This is a genomic window from Streptomyces odontotermitis, from assembly GCF_050510915.1.
Taxonomy (GTDB): domain Bacteria; phylum Actinomycetota; class Actinomycetes; order Streptomycetales; family Streptomycetaceae; genus Streptomyces.
On the sequence record NZ_JBNJLS010000022.1, the window covers coordinates 69,653 to 89,480 of the forward strand.

Consider the following 19,828-nt stretch of genomic DNA (forward strand, 5'->3'; position numbering starts at 1 on the left):
AGCGGGCTCGTTGAGGGGCGGGGGGCCGGGAGACGGGTGGGAGAGCGCGTACGGCGATGGGCCGGACACGCGGCGGACGCGGGACGGCACAGACATCCGGACACGGGACGGACGGTGGCATGACCTCAGCAGTGGCAGGCGAACTCTCCGCGGAACTGCGGGGGTTCAGGGAAGTGCAGACCCTCGCGTATCAATGCGCGGAGGCGGTCGCGGCGCAGCTCAAGCCGGGCGTGACGGAGCGCGAGGCGGCACGGATGCAGCGCGCGTGGCTGCGCGAGCGCGGTGTGCAGGACTGGTTCCACCTGCCCTTCGCCTGGTTCGGGGACCGCACGGCGTTCGTGAACTTCCGGATACCGCTGCAGTTCTTCCCCACCAACCGCAGGCTGGAGCCGGGGATGCCCTTCATCCTCGACATGGCCCCGGTCTACAAGGGCTACACGGCCGACATCGGCTACTCCGGCTGCCTCGGCCTCAACCCCGTGCACGACAAGCTCCTCGCCGACCTGGAGGCACACCGCGAGCTGATCCTGCGCGAGGTGCGCGAGCGCCGCCCCCTGCGCGAGATCTACGAGTCCGTGGACCGGCTCATGGTCCGCCAGGGCTATGCGAACCGCCACCGCGCGTACCCCTTCGGTGTGATCGCGCACAAGGTCGACCGGGTCAAGGAGCGCCGGATCAACCCGAACCTGTTCGGGTTCGGCACCCAGTCCCTGAAGGGCCTGGCGAGCGACGCGATCCACGGCCACCGGGACGGCTGGTCGCCGCTGTGGTCCCCGTACAAATTCTCCGACCACCCGCCCCGCAAGGGGCTCTGGGCGGTCGAGCCGCACCTCGGATTCCGGGGTACGGGCGCGAAGTTCGAGGAGATCCTGGTCGTGACCGACTCCAAGGACCCCGAAGAGAGCGCGTTCTGGCTGGACGACGACCTGCCGCACGTGCGGCGCTGGGCTGAGGAGAGGGCGGCCGCATGACGAGCGGGGGCAGCAAGGAGCTGGGCACGGTGAACGGCCTTCGGGGTGCCCGCGAGCGCTGGGTGCGCACGGGCGGGGTGGAGCTGTGCGTCGCCGAGCTCGGCGACAGCGACCGGCCCACGGTGGTCCTGGTGCACGGCTATCCGGACTCGAAGGAGGTCTGGTCCGAGGTGGCGGCCCGCCTGGCCGACCGCTTTCACGTGGTGCTCTACGACGTCCGCGGCTGCGGCCGGTCGACGGCGCCGACCCCGCTGCGCGGCGGCTTCACCCTGGAGAAGCTGACCGACGACTTCGTGGCGGTCATCGACGCGGTCAGCCCGGACCGTCCGGTGCACGTGGTGGGGCACGACTGGGGCTCGGTGCAGTCCTGGGAGTTCGTCACGGTCAAGCGCACGGAGGGCCGGATCGCGTCCTTCACCTCGATGTCGGGCCCCTCGCTCGACCACTTCGGGCACTGGATCAAGAAGCGCATGACCCGTCCGACCCCGCGCAAGGTCGGCCAACTCCTCGGCCAGGGTGCCAAGTCCTGGTACGTGTACATGCTGCACACCCCCGTGCTCCCCGAACTCGCCTGGCGCGGCCCGCTCGGCAAGCGCTGGCCGAAGATCCTGGAGCGCGTGGAGAAGGTCCCCGGCGGCGACTACCCGACGTCGTCGCTGCCCTCGGACGCCGCACACGGCGCCTGGCTCTACCGGGACAACGTCCGCGCGCGCCTGCGCAGGCCCCGCCCCGACGCCTACGCCCACGCGCCCGTGCAGCTCGTCCTGCCCCTCGGCGACATCTTCCTGTCCCCCCAGCTCTACGACGAACTGGAGCTGTGGGCGCCCCAGTTGGTCCGCCGCACCCTCCCGGCCAAGCACTGGGTCCCGCGCACCCGGCCGGACCAACTGGCCGCATGGATCTCGGAATTCGTCACGACCAACGAGGACGGCATGCCCGCGAACGACAGCCTCCCCTCCGGCAAGCACGCCGACCGCTTCGCCGGCCAGCTCGTCCTGGTCACGGGCGCGGGCAGCGGCATCGGGCGGGCCACGGCCTTCGCGTTCGCCGAGGCGGGCGCGCGCGTCGTCGCCGTCGACCGGGACGCGGAAGGGGCGGCCAGGACGGCGGAGATGTCCCGCCTCATCGGCGCCCCCGAAGCCTGGGGCGAGACCGTGGACGTCACGGACGAGCAGGCCATGGAGAAGCTCGCCGAGAAGGTCGCCACGGAGTACGGCATCGTGGACGTCCTGGTGAACAACGCGGGGATCGGCCTCTCCGGCGCCTTCCTCGACACCAGCGCCGAGGACTGGAAGAAGGTCCTCGACGTGAACCTGTGGGGCGTCATCCACGGCTGCCGGCTCTTCGGCAAGCAGATGGCGGAGCGCGGCCAGGGCGGCCACATCGTCAACACCGCCTCGGCGGCGGCCTATCAGCCCTCGAAGGCGCTGCCCGCGTACAGCACCTCCAAGGCGGCGGTCCTGATGCTCAGCGAGTGTCTGCGCGCGGAGCTCGCGGGCCAGGGCATCGGGGTCTCCGCGATCTGCCCGGGCTTCGTGAACACGAACATCACGGCGACCTCCCGCTTCGTCGGCGTCGACGCCTCCGAGGAGAAGCGCCGCCAGAAGAAGTCCAGCCGCCTCTACGGCCTGCGCAACTACCCGCCGGAGAAGGTCGCGGACGCGGTCCTGCGCGCCGTCGTGAAGAACCAGGCGGTGGTCCCCGTCACCCCCGAGGCCCGCGGCGCCCACCTCATGTCCCGCTTCACCCCCAAGGCCCTGCGTGCGATAGCCCGATTGGAGCCACCGCTGTGAGCGACGACCACTACGCGATCGTCCCGCGCCGCGTGTCGTTCGACTGGGACGAGACGCCGCTGCACTGGATCCCGGACGAGCCCACCGCCACCCATGTCATCAACGTCCTGCATCTGCTCCTTCCCGCCGGCGAGCGCTGGTTCGTGAAGGTCTTCAAGGAGGGCCTGCCGCTGGTCACCGACCCGGTGCTCCTCAAGGACGTGAAGGGATTCATGGGCCAGGAGGCCACGCACAGCGTGCAACACTCCTACGTCCTGGACCACTTGGCGGCCCAGCAGCTGGAGACGGCCGACTTCACCAAGTACGTCGACTTCCTCTTCGAGAAACTCCTCGGCGAGAAGCCTCCGTTGGGCGCCCCCATCGCCGCGCAGGAGTGGCTGCGCTTCCGCCTCTCGGTGATCGCCGCGATCGAGCAGTTCACCGCGGTCCTGGGCAACTGGGTGCTGCACGCCGAGGGCCTCGACCGCGCCGGCTCCGACCCGGTCATGCTGGACCTGCTGCGCTGGCACGGCGCGGAGGAGGTCGAGCACCGCTCGGTCGCCTTCGACATGTACCAGCACTGCGGCGGCGAGGGCCTGTCCCGCTACGCCCGCCGCATCGCGGGCATGGCGGTCACCGCACCGGTGATGCTCTACCTCTGGCTCTGGGGCACGGCCTATCTGATGCGCCACGACCCCCAGCTCGCCGGCCGGCTGCGCTATTCGCTCCCGGCCCACAACAGGGCGGTCAGGAAGGGGCTGCTGCCCACCTGGCGGGAGCTGGGCACGGCCATACCCCGCTATCTGCGGCGGTCGTACCATCCCTCGCAGGAGGGATCGCTGCGCAAGGCCGTCACGTACCTGGCCGAGTCCCCCGCGGCCCGGGCGGCGGCCGCGGCGGTCGGCCGGGCGGCGATCGCCTAGCTCCTTCTCCAGCACGGGGTGTCAGGAAGGGCGGGAGCACGTGGACGGACAGGGGCGGCCGGAGCCGCGGGGCGAACTGCGGGTGGAGTACCGCATCGAGGACCTGGCCCACCACAGCGGCGCCACGGTCCGCACGATCCGGGCCTACCAGGACCGCGGCCTGCTCCCCCGGCCCGAGCGACGCGGCCGGTCCAATGTGTACGGTGACACGCACCTGGCCCGGCTGCGCCAGATCGCGGACCTGCTGGACCGCGGCTACACCCTCGCCTCCATCAAGGAGCTCCTCGAGGCATGGGACGCGGGCCGGGGCCTCGGCGGCGTCCTCGGCCTGGTCGCGGAGGTCGACGGCCCGTGGACGGACGAGAAGGCCGACCGGATCACCCGCGCGGAGCTCGACGCGGCCTTCGGCGGCAGCCCGGACGACGAGGCGGTGGCGGACGCGGTGGCCCTCGGTGTCCTGGAGCCACTGCCGGGCCGTGACGACGAGTTCCTGGTGCCGAGCCCCCAAGAGCTCGCTGTGGCAGCGGAGTTGCACGCGGCGGGCGTACCACTCTCCGCGATCTCCGGTCATTTGCGGGAGTTGAGGGGACAGGTGGAGCACATCGCCGCCCGTTTCCTGGAGTTCACGACCGAACATGTCTTCGCCCGCTACCTCGGCCCGCAACCGCCGACGGACGCCGAAGCGACCGAGGCGGCCTCCCTCGTACGCAGGCTCCGCCCCCTCGCCCAGCAGACCGTCGACGCCGAACTCGCCCGCGCCATGCGTCTGTTCGCCACCCGCCACCTCCGCCGCCACCTCGACGCGGACCACCCCGCCCAGGACACCCTCGAGGCCCAGTCCGTGGCTCTTCCGTCCCCCACAATCCGTGCCGTGGAGGCCCTGGTTGGCCAGGAGAACGCCGCAGCGTTCATCACAGCGGCCACCGAACGCGAGGTACAGGCACGCACGTTGGACTCTCTCACCACAACTCGCCGCAATCCCGACATAGTTCGCCAAACCCCTTGAATTGCCTGTGAGTTGTCCACAGAATCGCCAATTCCCCTGTGGATAACTGCACTTACTTGTGGACCAAACCTGTGGACCGAAATTCACCGGTGAAGAGTCGATGGCTTCCGGACGGCCAAAAACCGAGTGCGAGAGAAACAAGCCACCGGGCACTCTGAGGCGATGAGCAAGGAACGACAAGAAGCAGCAAAAGGCGCCGAAGGAGGGACGACAGGAGCGCAAACCGGGCGGGAAACTGGGCCGGACGAGTGGTTGGACGAGGACCTCACGACCGACCGCAGCACGACGCCCGACGAGCGGCGCACGGTGAAGATCTCCAAGTACCTCTCGAAACACCTCCGCCACCAGCCCGAACGCATCGGCCTCCACCTCGACGAGGCCGGCTGGACCGCCATCGACGCCCTCATCGACGCGGCCCGACGCCACGGCTTCCGCTTCACCCGGGCCGAACTGGACCACGTGGTCGCCGTGAACGACAAGCAGCGCTTCGCCGTCGCCGACGACCGGATCCGCGCCAGCCAGGGCCACTCCGTCGACGTCGACCTCGGACTACCCCCGGCCACCCCGCCCGCGTACCTCTACCACGGCACCGTCGCCCGCCACCTCGACGCGATCCGCGCGGAGGGCCTGCGCCCCATGAACCGGCACGCCGTGCACCTCTCGCCCGACCGTGAGACCGCCACCCGCGTGGGCGCCCGACGCGGCCGCCCCGTCGTGCTCTCCGTCGACGCGGGCGCGATGCACCGGGACGGCCACCTCTTCCACGTGAGCGCCAACGGAGTCTGGCTCACCGCCGCGGTACCCCGGGCCTACCTGCGGCTTCCTCAGCGCTGACGGGTGTGCACACCCGGGATCCCGCAGGCATGATCAGGGACCATGGAGCAGTTCCGCAGCACCGAAGCCGTCCTGACCGCGATACGTGAACTGGCCCGGGCCCACGGCCGGGACATCGAGGTCAGCCATGACATCGGCGCCGACCAGACCTCCCGGCGCAGCGCGACCGGCGTCGGCGTGACGACCGACCCCGACGGGTCGCTGCCGCACGAGGCATACGTGGACTTCACCGAGGGATCGCCCCGGATCTCCGTCCACCTCTACCCGGACGACGACGCGCTGATCACCATCGAGACCGTCGACTGCCCCGATGTCGCGCGCGACGACGTGCCCGCTTTCCTCCGCTCGGTCCTCGGCGGCCTCGCGTACGTCAAGGGCAGGCGCTTCCCGCCCGGCTACCGCTTCATCGTGCCCCTCCCCGGAGACCGCACGCACAAGGAATACATGCCCATGATCACTCTCACCCCCTGGCTGAGCTCAAAGGTCCGCTGACCCGGCTGCCGTCGCCACGGCCCTTCGCCGACGTCGTCACCGCGCCCCTCTGCCCATAAAGAGTCCACGGGTGCCGCAAAGCGTTGCCCCTGCGACGCCGCTTACGCTCGGGGACATGAGTCTGCGTCTGAGCACTGTGATCCTGCCCGTCCGCCGCTGGCACGAGGGGGGCCGTCGACGCTGGCAGCGCGCCGAGGAACTGGGCTTCCACACCGCCTACACCTACGACCACCTGTCGTGGCGGACGTTCCGGGACGGCCCCTGGTTCGGTGCCGTGCCGACGCTGACCGCCGCGGCCGCCGCGACCGACCACATCCGCCTGGGCACGCTCGTGACCTCGCCGAACTTCCGGCACCCGGTCACGCTCGCCAAGGACCTGATCACTCTGGACGACGTCTCGAACGGCCGGATCACGCTCGGCATCGGCGCGGGCGGCAACGGCTTCGACGCGACGTCGCTGCTGCGCGAGGGCGAGGAGCCCTGGACGCCGCGCGAGCGCGCCGATCACTTCGGCGAGTTCCTGCCGCTGCTCGACCGGCTCCTGTCCGAGGACGTGGTCTCGTACAAGGGGAAGTTCTACTCCGCGAACGAGGTGCGGAACATCCCGGGCTGTGTGCAGCGGCCGCGGCTGCCCTTCGCGGTGGCCGCCACCGGTCCCCGTGGCCTCAAGCTGGCCGCGCGGCACGGCCAGGCGTGGGTGACGACGGGCGACCCGAAGCTCTTCGAGACGGGGACGCCCAAGGAGTCCCTCGCGGCCCTGCGCGGACAGATCGAGCGCCTCGGCACGGCGTGCGAGGAGATCGGCCGCGACGTCGCCGAGCTCGACAAGGTCCTGCTCACCGGCTTCACCCCGGACCGCGATCCGGCGCCCCTGGACTCCTTCGACGCCTTCGTCGACTTCGCGGGCAACCACGCCGCCCTCGGCTTCGACGAGATCGTGATCCACTGGCCGCTGCCCGGCACGGACTTCGCGGCGGACGAGAAGGTCTTCGAGCGGATCGCCACGGAGGCACTGGCGCAGCTGGACGGCTGAGCACCCGCACACCCCCCGAGCCCGTGCGCACCACGAGCCCGTGCACACCGCGAGCTCGTGGGCCCCGCAGGGCCCGCCCGGCCGTGCAGCACCGCGAACCCGTACGCCCCGCACGCCCCGTGCGCCCCAGCACCCGGGAGCGCGCGGGGCCGTGGGCGGGAGCCCTGCGCACAAAGAGGGCGCCTGAGCGGGCAGCGCACTCAGATGTGCGCCCCACCGCACGCCCGTGCAGGCATATGCGGGACAATCGGAGGCGTGACCTCAGCTACCTCGCGGCCCCAGACTCCGGCCTCCTCCGCCCCGACCCGGCTGATCGCCACCGACCTGGACGGCACGCTGCTGCGCGACGACAAGTCCGTCTCGGAGCGCACGGTCGCCGCGCTCGCCGCCGCCGAGGCCGCCGGCATCGAGGTCTTCTTCGTCACGGGGCGCCCGGCCCGCTGGATGAACGTGGTCAGCGATCACGTGCACGGTCACGGCCTCGCCATCTGCGGCAACGGCGCGGCGGTCGTCGACCTGCACGGCGGCCCGGGCAGCCACCGCTTCATCAAGGTGCGGGAGCTGCCGCGCACGGCCGCCCTCAACGTGGTCACGGTCCTGCGCGCCGCGGCGCCCGGTACGTCCTTCGCGATCGAGCGCACCGGCGGGCTGCACCACGAACCGGCCTATCCGCCACTGCACTTGGAGCCCGGCGAGAGCGTCGCCCCCGCCGAGAAGCTTCTGGCCGAGGACTCCTATGTGGTGGACCAGCCCGTCCTGAAGGTCCTGGCACACCACCCCGACCTCGTCCCCGACGCGTTCCTGACCCTGGCCCGCGAAGCGGTGGGCGACCGCGCCATGATCACCCGCTCCAGCCCGAGCGCGCTCCTGGAGATCAGCGGCCCCGGCGTCTCCAAGGCGAGCACCCTGGAGCTGTGCTGCGCCGAGCGCGGCATCACTCCGGACGAGGTCGTCGCCTTCGGAGACATGCCGAACGACATCGAGATGCTCTCCTGGGCGGGCACGTCGTACGCGATGGGCAACGCCCACCCGGACGTGGTCGCGGCCGCGTCGGGTCGCACGGTCGCCAACAACGACGACGGCGTGGCGGTCGTCATCGAGCGGATCCTGGAGCGGCAGGGCGGCGCGAACTGACGCCCCCACGAAGGGGGTGGCCCGCGCGGGTCAGATCCTGACGCCCCGCTCCGCCAGCCACGCCTTCGGGTCGACCCCCGAGCCCAGATACGGCGTGAGCCTCGCCTCGAAGTGCAGGTGCGGACCGGTCGAGTTGCCGGTCGTGCCCGCCTGGCCGATCCACTGCCCGGGGCGCACCCGGTCGCCCTGGTCGACGGTGACGGCCGCCAGGTGCGCGTACTGCGTGAAGTAGCCGCCCGGGTGCCGGATCACGACCTCGATGCCGAAGCCGCCGCCGCACGACACGCTCTCCACCCGGCCCGCGCCCACGGCCCGTACGGGTGCGCCGATGCCGACCGCGAAGTCCTGTCCGGTGTGCCGGTGCGCCCACCGCTCGCCCGCGCTGTCGAAGCCCGCCGAGAGTTCGTACGTCTCCACGGGGGTCACCCACGCGCGCGTGGAGCGGGTTTCGGGCTGGTCGAGGCGGACGGCGCCCCGGCACGCGCCCGCGGCGACCGAGCGGTCGGCCTGGCCCTGGAGGGTCCACTGGGCGGTCTCGAGTTTCTTCTCGATGCCTTGCTTGAGCCGGGCGAGGCGGGCGGTGCGCCGGTCGAGCGAGCGCCGTGCCGCCTCCGCCCTCTTCTTGGCGCCGGTGAGCCTGCCGACGGCCTGCTGGGTCCTGCTGACGGCGCTGTTCACGGCGAGGTCGGCCTGGGCGAGGGCGTGCCGTCCCCGGAGCAGTTCGTCGGGGCTGTCGGCGAGCAGCAACTGCGCGGTGTAGGAGAGGCCGCCGCCGGTGCGGTACTGGGCGCTGGCCATGCGGCCGAGGTCACCGTGGAGGACGTCGACCTCGTGCCGCTCCTTGGAGAGGAGCCCGTCCAGTTTCCGGACCTTCGCGCGCTGCACTTCGGCGGCCTGGCGGCCCTCTTCGTAGCGCTGCGTCGCCGCGGCGGCCTCTTCGTAGAGGCGTGCCACCTCGGTGCTGACGCCGGGATCGCCGGCGTCCGGGTCACTGGCGCCGGGGAGCTGGGACGCGGCGGCCGGGGGGCAGCCGAGGGCGAGCAGCGCGCACAGCAGGAGGGACACGAGGTGCGGGCGGCGACGGCTCGGGCGACTCGGACACATGTCACGGATCGTTGCCCCGCCGTCGACTCCGGGACCTGCCCCACGCGTGCACCTGGGGGAGCGAGTGCCTCGTACGGCGCAGCCGCGTACCGCCGAACAGGGGCACGCTGGGCGCCGGTTCGCCGGCGGGCCCCCAGGGATCGGCCGCCCAGGGCTCTGCCAAGGCCAAGTACGGAGCTCAGGACGGAGCTCAGGACGGATCCGTAGGGAGTCCGTAGGGAGCTCAGTACGGGGCCTGCCACACCACCGTCGTACCGGCGCCGTCGTCGCCGATGCCGGGGCCGTACCAGCTGTCGCCGCCGAGCGACTCGGCGCGCCTCTTGAGGTTCTTCAGGCCGCTGCGCCGGCCGCCCTCGGGGATGCCCACGCCGTCGTCCGCGACCGTGAGGCGCACGCCCTGCTGGCCGTCGGGGAGGAGCACCGTCGAGTCCACGACGACGTCGATGCGGGCGGCCTCCGCGTGCCGGAAGGCGTTGGACAGGGCCTCCCGCAGGGCCGCGATCAGGTTCTTTCCGGTGAGCTCGCCGACCACGGTGTCGACGGGCCCCACGAAGTGGTGCGTGGGCTTGAAGCCGAGCGGCACGGCCGCCATGTTGATCTCGCGCAGGACCCGGGTGCGCAGCCCCGACGGCGCCTCCGCGGGCCCCTGTTGGAGCGCGAAGATCGCCGTGCGGATCTCCTGGATCGTCACGTCCAGCTCGTCGACGGCCTTGCCGACGCCTTCCTGGACCTCGGGCACGACGGACCTGCGCTGGGCGCCCTCCAGCATCATCCCGGTGGCGAACAGCCGCTGGATGACGAGGTCGTGGAGGTCGCGCGCGATGCGGTCGCGGTCCTCGTACACCGCGAGGCGCTCCCGGTCGCGCTGGGCCTCGGCCATCATCAGGGCGAGCGCGGCCTGCGAGGCGAACTGGGCGGCCAGGGTCCGCTCGGCCTCGGAGAAGGGACGTGCTCCCCGCGCGCGGGGCGTGACGAGGGTCCCCAGGACGCGGCCGTCGCTCTGCAGCGGCAGCATCATGACGGGCCCGTAGCCCCGTGCGAGATCGGTGAGGACGCGCGGGTCGCTGCCCGCGTCGTCGATGAACACGGCCTCTCCACTGAGGAGATCGGCGACGATGCGGCTCTCCGGAGGCACCACGACGCCCATCGCCGTGGTCGGCTCCTCCGAGGAGACGGCGACGATCTCCATGCCGCCCTCCTCGTCGGGCAGCAGCACGATCCCCGCGGCGGAGTCGGCGAGGTGGCGGGCCTGTTCGGCGACGACGGCGAGCGCGTCGTCCGCGTCACTGCCCGACAGGAGGGCGGTGGTGACGGCCACGGAGCCGTCGATCCAGCGCTCCCGCTGCTTGGCGGCCTCGTACAGGCGCGCGTTGCCGATGGCGATGCCCGCCTCCGTGGCGAGCACGCGCACCATGTGCACGTCGTAGTCGTTGAATTCGCCGCCGTCGCGCTTCTCGGTCAGGTAGAGGTTCCCGAAGATCTCGCCCTGGACGCGGATGGGGACGCCGAGGAAGGTGTGCATCGGCGGGTGGTGCGGCGGGAAGCCGCAGGAGCGCGGATCGGCGGAGAGGTCGGCGAGACGCAGTGTCTGCGGGTGGTGGATGAGGGCGCCGAGCAGCCCACGGTGCCCGTCGGGCAGCCGGCCGATGCGCTCGGCGGTCTTCTCGTCGATGCCGTGGTAGACGAAGTCGGAGAGACCGTCGCCCTCTTCGGAGACGACGCCGATGGCCGCGTAGCGGGCGTCCGCGAGCTCGGCGGCGGTCTCGCAGATGCGGTCGAGCGTGGTGTGCAGTTCGAGGCCGGTGCCCACGGAGCGCATGGCCTCCAGGAGCTGTGGCACGCGCGCGGTCAGCTCGGTCGACAGCCCTTGGAGGCTGCGGGTCGCCTGCGCCGCCGCCTCCGCCGAGTCCGGGGAGCTGTCGGGGGGCGGGGCGGCGGAGGAGGCCGAGGGTACTGACATGCTTTGAGCCTAGTTAGTCCCATTTCATGGGGAAAGTCGAGGTCGGGTGCCGCCTCGCGGGACCACCTCCCGAAGCCGTCGGCCTCGCCCCAGGACAGCCCCGGCCCGGCCCAGGACGGCGGCCCCGTCCTCCGCCCGGACCCCGTCGTCCCCCCTCCAGACCCCGTCTCCCGCCCAGGCCCGTCGCCCGTTCAAGCTCCGCCCCCGTTCACGCCGCGGCCACCGCCAGCAGGTCCGCGTCCCGCTCCCGCTCCCGCATGCGCCGCAGCGGCCCGTCCACGGTGACCAGGTCCTCGTACGCCCCCCGCTGCACCACCCGCCCGGCATCGAGCACGACGACTTCGTCCACCGCGTCGAGCCCGGCGAGGCGGTGCGTGATCAGCAGCGTCGTGCGGCCCCGCGTCGCGGCCAGCAGGTCGGCGGTGAGGGCGTCGGCGGTCGGCAGGTCCAGGTGTTCGGCGGGCTCGTCCAGGACGAGGACGGGGAAGTCCGCGAGCAGCGCCCGGGCCAGGGCGAGCCGCTGCCGCTGGCCGCCCGAGAGCCGTGCCCCGTGCTCTCCTACGAGGGTGTCGAGCCCCTCCGGAAGCCCGTTCACCCACGCGTCGAGCCGGGCCTGTACGAGCGCGTCCCGCAGCTCACCGTCCGTGGCGTCCTTGCGGGCGAGCAGCAGGTTCTCGCGCAGCGAGCTGTCGAAGATGTGCGCGTCCTGGGCGCACAGGCCGACCAGGGAACGCACCGCGTCCCCGTCGAGCGCGGCCGCGTCCGTCCCGCCCAGCGTGTACGTCCCCGCGCGCACCCCGACGAAGCGGAGCAGCACCTGGGCGAGCGTCGTCTTGCCCGACCCGGAGGCGCCCACCACGGCGATCCGCCGCCAGCGCTCCACCGTCAGGTCCACCTCCGCGAGCGCGTCCCGCTCCTGGCCCTCGTGGCGGGCGCACAGCCCCGTCAGACGCACCGGGAAGGGGTCCTGCGGCGGCTGTGCGGGGACGGCGGGGTCCGGTACGGGTTCGGGGGAGTCGAGGACCTCGTGGACGCGCTCGGCGCTCTTCAGGACGCGCTGCCGGTACTGGACGGCCAGCGGCAGCCCCATGACGGCCTCGAACGCGGCGAGCGGCGTCAGGACCACCACCGCGAGCGCCACCCCGTCGAGCCGCCCGTCCGCCACGGCCCGCACCCCGAAGAGCGCGGCGGCGGCCACGGTGAGCCCGGAGACCAGTGCCCCGAGGCCGTCGCCCAGCGCGGTGGCGGTGGCGCCCCGCGAGGCGATGCGGGTGAGCGCGGCGTCGGCGTCCCTGGCCGCGGCGGTGCGCCGGGGCAGCGCGCCCGCGACGGTCAGCTCGGCCGTCCCGGTCAGCAGGTCGGCGACCCGGGTGGCGAGCACCCCGCGCGCGGGAGCCAGCCTTCGCTCCGCCCGGCGCGCGACGGCACCGCTGACCAGCGGCACTCCCACACCTGCGGCGAGCAGCCCGGCCGCGAGCACGGCACCCGCCTCGGGCAGCAGCCACGCGGTGAACCCCACGGCCGACGCACTCACCAGGGCGGCGGCCCCGGCCGGCAGCAGCCAACGCAGCCAGTAGTCCTGAAGGGCGTCGACGTCCGCGACGAGCCGGGAGAGCAGATCGCCCCGGCGGGCACCGCGCAGACCCGCGGGCGCGAGCCGCTCGAGGCGCCGGTAGACGGCGACCCTGGTGTCGGCGAGCATGCGCAGGACCGCGTCGTGCGAGACCAGCCGCTCGGTGTACCGGAAGACGGCGCGGCCGATCCCGAAGGCGCGGGTCGCCGTCACGGCGATCATCAGGTACATCACGGGCGGCTGCTGCGCGGCCCGGGAGATCAGCCACCCGGAGGTGGCCATGAGCCCGACGGCGCTGCCGAGGGCCAGCGCACCCAGGAGCAGGGCGAGCGCGAGCTTGCCCTTCCGCTGAGCCGCCTCCTTGCGTACGCGGGTCAGGGCTCCACCGGCCCTTACGCGGGTCGAGGCTCCACCGGCCCGTACGCGAGTCAGGACTCCGCCGCCCCGTACGCGGGCCGCTCCCCCTCCAGTTGCACGGGACTCCTCCGCGCGGTCCACCCGACCGACCGGCCCCGTCACCTCACCCGGCTCGTCCGAAGACCTCGAACTCACCACAACAGCCGCCCCGTTGGGCCCCCTGTCCACGGGCGCTTCCGGCACCACGGGCTCATCCAGCTCCATGGGCGCTCCGGGCTCCACGAACCCGTCCAGCCCCGCAGCCCCCAGCCGCACCACCCGGTCCGCGACCGACAACAACGCGGGCCGGTGCACCACCATCAGCACCGTCCGCCCCACCGCGAGGCGCCGCACCGCCTCGACGATGCCCGCCTCGGTCTCCCCGTCGAGCGCGGCCGTCGGCTCGTCGAGCAGCACCACGGGCCGGTCGGCCAGGAACGCCCGGGCCAGCGCGAGCCGTTGCCGCTGTCCGGCCGAGAGCCCCGTGCCGTCCTCGCCGAGCACGGTCTCGAGCCCGGCGGGCAGCGCCTCCACGAACGACAGCGCCCCGGCCTCTCCCAGCGCCCGCCGCACCGCCGCCTCGTCCGCGTCCGGCCGCGCCAGGCGCACGTTCTCCGCGACCGTCCCGGCGAACAGGTGCGGCCGCTGCGGCACCCACGCGACCCGCTCCCGCCACCGCTCCGGGGAGACCTCCGCCAGGTCGATGCCGTCGACGCGCACCCGGCCCGCCGAGGGCGCCACGAACCCCAACACCACGTTCACGAGCGTCGACTTGCCCGCACCGCTGGGCCCGACGAGGGCCACGGTCTCACCGGGCTCCACCGTGAACGACGCCCCGCAGACCGCGTCCGCCGACCGCCCGGGATAGCGGACCGTGACGCCCTCCACGCTCAGCGCGCCGCCCTCGGGCGCCGCTCCGGATCCCGCCTGTGGAACGGGGGTCTCCAGGACCTCGAAGATCTCCTCCGCCGCCGCGAGCCCCTCGGCCGCCGCGTGGTACTGCGCACCGACCTGGCGCAGCGGCAGATAAGCCTCCGGCGCGAGCACGAGGATGACCAGACCCACGTACAGGTCCATGTCGCCGTGGACGAGCCGCATGCCGATGGTCACGGCGACCAGTGCCACCGAGACCGTCGCGAGCAGCTCCAGGGCGAAGGACGACAGGAACGCGATGCGCAGCGTCCGCATCGTCGCCCGCCGGTACTCGCCCGTGATCTTCCGGATCGACTCGGCCTGCGCCTTGGCCCGGCCGAACACCTTCAGGGTGGGCAGTCCCGCGACCACATCGAGGAAGTGCCCCGACAGCCGGGACAGCAGCCGCCACTGACGGTCCATCCGGGACTGCGTCGCCCAGCCGATGAGGATCATGAAGACGGGGATCAGCGGCAGCGTCACGACGATGATCGCGGCGGACACCCAGTCCTCGGTGACGATGCGCGCGAGCACCGCCACGGGCACCACCACCGCGAGCCCCAACTGCGGCAGATAGCGCGAGAAGTAGTCGTCGAGCGCGTCTACGCCGCGCGTGGCCAGATTGATCAGCGAGCCCGTCCGCTGCGATTCCCCGAGCTCTCGGCTTCGCTCGAGCAGGGGAGACCCCATCTGCCACCCCGGCCCCAGCTCCCCCGCCCGCTCCAGGAGCCGCCCCCGCAGCTCGGACTTGACCGCCGCGCTCGCCCGGTGCGCGGCGAGTTCGGTGAGCCAGGAGACCAGCCCCCGGCCCACCGCGACCACGGCGAGCAACACCAGTGGGGTCACCAAGTCACCGGCGGAGAGCCCTCGTTGGAAGGCCCCCACGACGACCTCGGCGATGAGCATGGCCTGGGCGACGACGAGGCCCGCCCCGGCGGCGCCGAGTGCCACCACCGCGACCAGGAAGAGTCGCGTGGCACGGGCGTACCGGAACAGGCGCGGGTCGATCGGTTTCACGTGAAACACACCCTCCCAATGACCATGAACAGACGGTCAGTTGGAGGGTGGGCGGCGGTCACCGCCCACCCCTCATTCCTCAATGAGTCATTCCTCAATGAGCCGGATCCGGCGCGATGTTCTTCGTGCCGATCCGCTTGCGGAACACCCAGTACGTCCACGACTGGTAGAGCAGCACGACCGGCGTTGCGATGCCGGCGCACCACGTCATGATCTTCAACGTCAGGTGCGACGACGAGGCGTTGGTGACCGTGAGGTTCCAGTCGGCGTTCAGCGAGGACGGCATGACGTTCGGGAAGAGCGCCAGGAAGAGCATCGCGACGGCCGCCGCGATGGTGATCCCCGACAGCGCGAACGACCAGCCCTCGCGCCCCAGTTTGATGGCCCCGATGGCGCCGACCAGGGCCACCACGGCGACGATCATCGCCACCAGGCTCTTGCCGTCGCCCTTGTCCGCCTGGGTCCAGATCAGGAACCCGAGCGCGAGAACGGCGGTCAGCAGCCCGAGCCCGAGCGCCAGCTTCCGCGCCCGCACCCGGATGTCGCCCAGCGTCTTGAGGGCCGCGAACACCGCACCGTGGAAGGTGAAGAGCGTCAGCGTGACGAGCCCGCCCAGGATCGAGTACGGGTTGAGCAGGTCCCAGAAGTTGCCCACGTACTCCTTGTGGGCATCGATCTTCACGCCGCGCACGATGTTGGCGAAGGCGACTCCCCACAGCACGGCGGGGATCAGGGAGGTCCAGAAGATGGCCTCCTCCCAGTTGCGCTGCCAGCGCTCCTCGGGCCGCTTCGCCCGGTACTCGAAGGCCACGCCGCGCACGATCAGGCAGAGCAGGATGATCAGCAGCGGCAGATAGAAGCCCGAGAACAGCGTCGCGTACCACTCGGGGAAGGCGGCGAAGGTGGCGCCGCCCGCGGTGAGCAGCCACACCTCGTTACCGTCCCACACCGGCCCGATGGTGTTGATCAGGACCCGCTTCTCGGGCCGGTCGCGGGCGAGCAGCTTGGTGAGGATGCCGATCCCGAAGTCGAAGCCTTCGAGGAAGAAGTAGCCGATCCACAGGACGGCGATGAGCACGAACCAGACGTCATGGAGTTGCATAACCGTGTCTCTCCTTCCTACCTAGTACGAGAAGGCCATGGGCCGGTCGGCATCGGCGTCGTCATCGTCCTTGCCGGAGCCCGGACCGCCGATCTTGGTGGGCGGGTTGAGGTCCGCCTCGGTCAGCTCGGGCGGGCCCTGCTTGACGTACTTGACCATGAGCTTGACCTCGATGACGGCGAGGATCGCGTAGATCAGCGTGAAGACGATCAGCGAGGTGAGCACCTCGCCCTGCGAGACCCCGGGCGAGACCGCGTCCTTGGTGCGCAGCACCCCGTAGACGACCCAGGGCTGCCGCCCCGTCTCGGTGAAGATCCAGCCCCAGGAGATGCCGATGAGGGGGAAGATCAGCGTCCACTGCGAGAGCTTCCACCACCAGGTGCCGAGCTTCGGCGCCAGCTCCTTGTTCTTGGTGAGCATGAGCTTCGGGACGTCTTCCTCGCCCGTGTGGTGCTCCGGCGCGAGCCAGAACTTCCTTCTGGTGAGCCAGAGTCCGACGGTGCACAGGAACATCGAGACCCCGCCGAAGCCGATCATCCAGCGGTAGGACCAGTACGCGGTGGGGATGTTGGGCCGGTAGTCGCCGGGCCCGAACTTCTCCTGCTCGGCCTTGTTGATGTCGTTGATGCCGGGGATCTCGGCGCTGAAGTTGTTCTTGGCGAGGAACGACAGTATCCCCGGGACCTCGATGGCGACGTCGTTGTGGCCCTTGGAGACATCGCCGTACGCGAAGAGCGAGAACGGCGCGGGCTTCTCGGAGTCCCACAGCGCCTCGGCCGCCGACATCTTCATCGGCTGCTGGTCGTACATGACCTTGCCGAGGGTGTCGGCACTGACGACGGTGAGGATCGTGCCGACGAGCGCCGTGACCAGGCCGAGCCGCAGCGACATCCGCATGGTCTTGATGTGCTGCTTCTTGCGCAGGTGGAAGATGGCGATGCCGGTCATGAAGGCGCCGCCGACCAGGATGGACGCGCTGATGACATGCCAGAAGTTGACGAGCGTCGTCTCCTGGAACAGCACCTTCGCGAAGTCGGTGAGCTCGGCGCGCTTGGTGCCGTCCCGCTCCACGATCTTGTAGCCGACCGGGTGCTGCATGAAGGAGTTGGCGGCCATGATGAAGTACGCCGACAGGATCGTGCCGATCGAGACGGCCCAGATCGTCGCGCAGTGCAGCTTCTTCGGGAGCTTGTCCCAGCCGAAGATCCACAGGCCGATGAACGTCGACTCGAAGAAGAAGGCGATGAGCGCCTCGAAGGCGAGCGGCGCCCCGAAGATGTCACCGACGAATCGCGAGTAGTCGGACCAGTTCATACCGAACTGGAACTCCTGGACGATGCCGGTGACGACACCCATGGCGATGTTGATCAGGAACAGCTTTCCCCAGAACTTCGTCGCCCGGAGGTAGTGCTCCTTACCCGTACGCACCCAAGCGGTCTCCAGGATGGCCGTGAGCGCGGCCAAGGAGATCGTCAGGGGAACAAAGAGGAAGTGGTAGACGGTGGTGATACCGAACTGCCATCGCGCCAGGGTCTCCGGCGCTAGAGCCAGGTCCACGTCAACTTCTCCTTACGTGCCGTGGTCATAGCGGCAGTGTGCCCCTTATGTCACAGACAACTCAGGAGCAACTAGGACACGCTTGTGAACGCGTTCACATTCACAAGCATTATGTCGTACGGGCTGTCGGCATCCGAAAGCGGGGTCCCCTTACCGGGAGGAACCGCGAAGGGGTTCCCAAGAACTTCAACATATTGTTGAATCCGCGGCATGCAGATACGGATCTCCTGGCCCGCAGGGCACACCACCGCGACCCTCGAGGACACTCCGACCGCCCAGGCCCTGGGCAAGGTCCTGCCGCTCTCCTCCACCGCCAACACCTGGGGCGAGGAGGTCTACTTCGACACGGGCGTCAGCGTCCCCGTCGAGGACGGCGCCCAGCAGGTCGTCGACCCGGGCACGGTCGCCTTCTGGACAGACGGCGACGCGCTCGCCCTGCCGTACGGGCCGACGCCGATCTCGCGAGGCGACGAATGCCGCCTCGCGAGCCCCTGCAACCTGCTCGGCAGCCTCGACGGCGACGCCCGCGTCCTGGCCACCGTGCGCAGCGGTGACCCGATCCGCGTCGAGCTGGTCGGCTGAAGACCGATGGCGGGCCGTTCCACGTGAAACAGCCCGCCAGTTGACTCGGTCGCCGGTCAACTACCCAGCGGCTAAAGCTCCTTGCGGAACGCCTCTGCCGTCTGCAGGAACAGATCATTGGCCTCGGTCTCGCCGATCGTGGCCCGCATCCCCTCACCCGGGAACGGGCGCACGACCACGCCGGCCCGCTCGCACGCCGCCGCGAAGTCGGCCGTGCGGTCGTCGAGCCGCAGCCACACGAAGTTCGCCTGCGTCTCGGGCACGGTCCAGCCCTGCCCGCGCAGCGCCTCCACCACGCGCGTGCGCTCGGCCACCAACGAGCCGACGCGGCCCATCAGTTCGTCCTCGGAGCGCAGCGAGGCAACGGCCGCGTCCTGCGCCAGCTGGCTCACGCCGAACGGCACCGCCGTCTTGCGCAGCGCCGCGGCCACCGGCTCATGGGCCACCGCGAAACCGACGCGCAGGCCCGCGAGGCCGTACGCCTTGGAGAAGGTGCGCAGGACGGCGACGTTCGGCCGGTCCCGGTAGATCTCGATGCCGTCCGGGACCTCGGGGTCGCGGATGAACTCGCGGTACGCCTCGTCGAGCACCACGAGGACGTCGCTCGGCACCCGGTCGAGGAACCGCTCCAGCTCGGCCCTGCGGACCACCGTGCCGGTGGGGTTGTTGGGGTTGCAGACGAAGATCATCCGGGTGCGGTCCGTGATGGCGGCGGCCATCGCGTCGAGGTCGTGCACCTCTCCCGGAGTGAGCGGGACCTTCACCGAGGTCGCGCCGCTCACCTGGGTGATGATCGGGTACGCCTCGAAGGACCGCCACGCGTAGATCACCTCGTCGCCCGGCCCCGAGGTGGCCTGCAGCAGCTGCTGGGCCACACCGACCGAGCCGGTGCCCGTGGCGAGGTGCGACAGGGGCACCCCGAACCGCTCGGACAGCTCGCTCATCAGGCCCGTGCACGCCATGTCGGGGTAGCGGTTGAAGGTCCCGGCCGCGGTGATCGCGCTCTCCATGACGCCGGGGAGCGGTGGATACGGGTTCTCGTTCGAGGACAGCTTGTACGCCACCGGTCCGTCCGCTGTCGCGGCGGGCTTTCCGGGCTTGTACGTGGGGATACCCTCCAGCTCGGCGCGCAGCTTCGGGCTCGTCTCGCTCACCGCAGTCCTCCTCAGAGCCGGATCACTCGGGGTCCGGGGCCTCGTGGCCGGTATGGCCGGATCGAATACTGCTCACCCTATGAGGATTCCGCCTCCCTGCGAATGGGCCGGAGAGATCCGCTTGCCGGAGGCGCACCGGTCCCCGGCCCGTCGCCCGGCATCGGCGTACGAGACGGGGGGAGCGCCCCATGCGCCCCCGTGCGCCGGTGGCTCGCTCCGTGGCGCGCATCACCCGTGAAGGTGAGTTGAGACCTCTTCGAGACCTCGCGCATTCACCAGGCCGGTGCGCGACGATCAGGCGCCGTC

The 19,828-nt window shown here is 71.1% G+C and carries 15 protein-coding genes; 9 read left to right on the top strand and 6 right to left on the bottom strand.

All coding sequences use genetic code 11. The features are described 5' to 3' along the window. Positions 1–119 precede the first annotated feature (119 nt). The 8 genes from ACQB60_RS38070 (at position 120) to ACQB60_RS38105 (ending at position 8,165) form a co-directional block, all read left to right on the top strand. Positions 120–971: a M24 family metallopeptidase gene (locus ACQB60_RS38070; RefSeq protein ID WP_496930666.1), complete on the top strand. Its 852-nt coding sequence runs from the start codon at positions 120–122 to the stop codon at positions 969–971. Further along, positions 968–2,764: an SDR family oxidoreductase gene (locus ACQB60_RS38075; protein ID WP_496930667.1), complete on the top strand. Its 1,797-nt coding sequence runs from the start codon at positions 968–970 to the stop codon at positions 2,762–2,764. The genes ACQB60_RS38070 and ACQB60_RS38075 overlap by 4 nt, the downstream gene beginning before the upstream one ends. After that, on the top strand, positions 2,761–3,666 hold the full coding sequence (locus ACQB60_RS38080) for a metal-dependent hydrolase (RefSeq protein WP_496930668.1): 906 nt from the start codon (positions 2,761–2,763) through the stop codon (positions 3,664–3,666). Before ACQB60_RS38075 ends, ACQB60_RS38080 begins: the two co-directional genes overlap by 4 nt. Positions 3,667–3,706: 40 nt before the next feature. After that, positions 3,707–4,672 (top strand): MerR family transcriptional regulator, encoded by a 966-nt coding sequence (locus ACQB60_RS38085; RefSeq protein ID WP_496930669.1) that lies wholly within the window; start codon positions 3,707–3,709, stop codon positions 4,670–4,672. 252 nt (positions 4,673–4,924) lie between these two features. Further along, the gene (locus ACQB60_RS38090) at positions 4,925–5,506 is read left to right on the top strand and encodes an RNA 2'-phosphotransferase (protein ID WP_496930670.1); all 582 of its coding nucleotides are present in this window, start codon (positions 4,925–4,927) and stop codon (positions 5,504–5,506) included. Positions 5,507–5,548: 42 nt separating this feature from the next. Continuing rightward, positions 5,549–5,998 carry a hypothetical protein gene (locus ACQB60_RS38095; protein ID WP_496930671.1) on the top strand — a complete coding sequence of 150 codons (450 nt, stop codon included), beginning with the start codon at positions 5,549–5,551 and terminating at the stop codon, positions 5,996–5,998. Positions 5,999–6,113: 115 nt separating this feature from the next. After that, entirely contained in the window at positions 6,114–7,031 is a 918-nt protein-coding gene (locus ACQB60_RS38100) for an LLM class flavin-dependent oxidoreductase (protein ID WP_496930672.1), read from the top strand. A gap of 255 nt (positions 7,032–7,286) precedes the next feature. Beyond that, the gene (locus ACQB60_RS38105; protein WP_496930673.1) at positions 7,287–8,165 is read left to right on the top strand and encodes a Cof-type HAD-IIB family hydrolase; all 879 of its coding nucleotides are present in this window, start codon (positions 7,287–7,289) and stop codon (positions 8,163–8,165) included. Positions 8,166–8,195: 30 nt separating this feature from the next. On the opposite strand, the gene ACQB60_RS38110 is transcribed toward ACQB60_RS38105, so the two are convergent. The 5 genes from ACQB60_RS38110 to ACQB60_RS38130 form a co-directional block, all read right to left on the bottom strand. Next, positions 8,196–9,269, bottom strand: a complete 1,074-nt coding sequence (locus ACQB60_RS38110) for a murein hydrolase activator EnvC family protein (RefSeq protein WP_496930674.1) — start codon at positions 9,267–9,269, stop codon at positions 8,196–8,198. Positions 9,270–9,492: 223 nt separating this feature from the next. Beyond that, entirely contained in the window at positions 9,493–11,229 is a 1,737-nt protein-coding gene (locus tag ACQB60_RS38115; protein ID WP_496930675.1) for a sensor histidine kinase, read from the bottom strand. Positions 11,230–11,437: 208 nt separating this feature from the next. Next, a complete protein-coding gene (gene cydD / locus ACQB60_RS38120) occupies positions 11,438–15,127 on the bottom strand; it encodes a thiol reductant ABC exporter subunit CydD (protein ID WP_496930676.1) in 3,690 nt (1,229 codons plus the stop codon). Positions 15,128–15,221: 94 nt separating this feature from the next. Continuing rightward, entirely contained in the window at positions 15,222–16,229 is a 1,008-nt protein-coding gene (gene cydB, locus ACQB60_RS38125) for a cytochrome d ubiquinol oxidase subunit II (RefSeq protein WP_496930677.1), read from the bottom strand. 21 nt (positions 16,230–16,250) lie between these two features. Then, on the bottom strand, positions 16,251–17,786 hold the full coding sequence (locus tag ACQB60_RS38130) for a cytochrome ubiquinol oxidase subunit I (RefSeq protein ID WP_496930678.1): 1,536 nt from the start codon (positions 17,784–17,786) through the stop codon (positions 16,251–16,253). 210 nt (positions 17,787–17,996) lie between these two features. Here ACQB60_RS38130 and ACQB60_RS38135 point away from each other — a divergent pair, with 210 nt between their 5' ends. After that, a complete protein-coding gene (locus ACQB60_RS38135; protein ID WP_496930679.1) occupies positions 17,997–18,368 on the top strand; it encodes a cyclophilin-like fold protein in 372 nt (123 codons plus the stop codon). 71 nt (positions 18,369–18,439) lie between these two features. Here ACQB60_RS38135 and hisC read toward each other — a convergent pair whose 3' ends face one another. Next, positions 18,440–19,522 carry a histidinol-phosphate transaminase gene (gene hisC, locus ACQB60_RS38140; protein WP_496930680.1) on the bottom strand — a complete coding sequence of 361 codons (1,083 nt, stop codon included), beginning with the start codon at positions 19,520–19,522 and terminating at the stop codon, positions 18,440–18,442. Between the last annotated feature and the right edge of the window lie 306 nt (positions 19,523–19,828).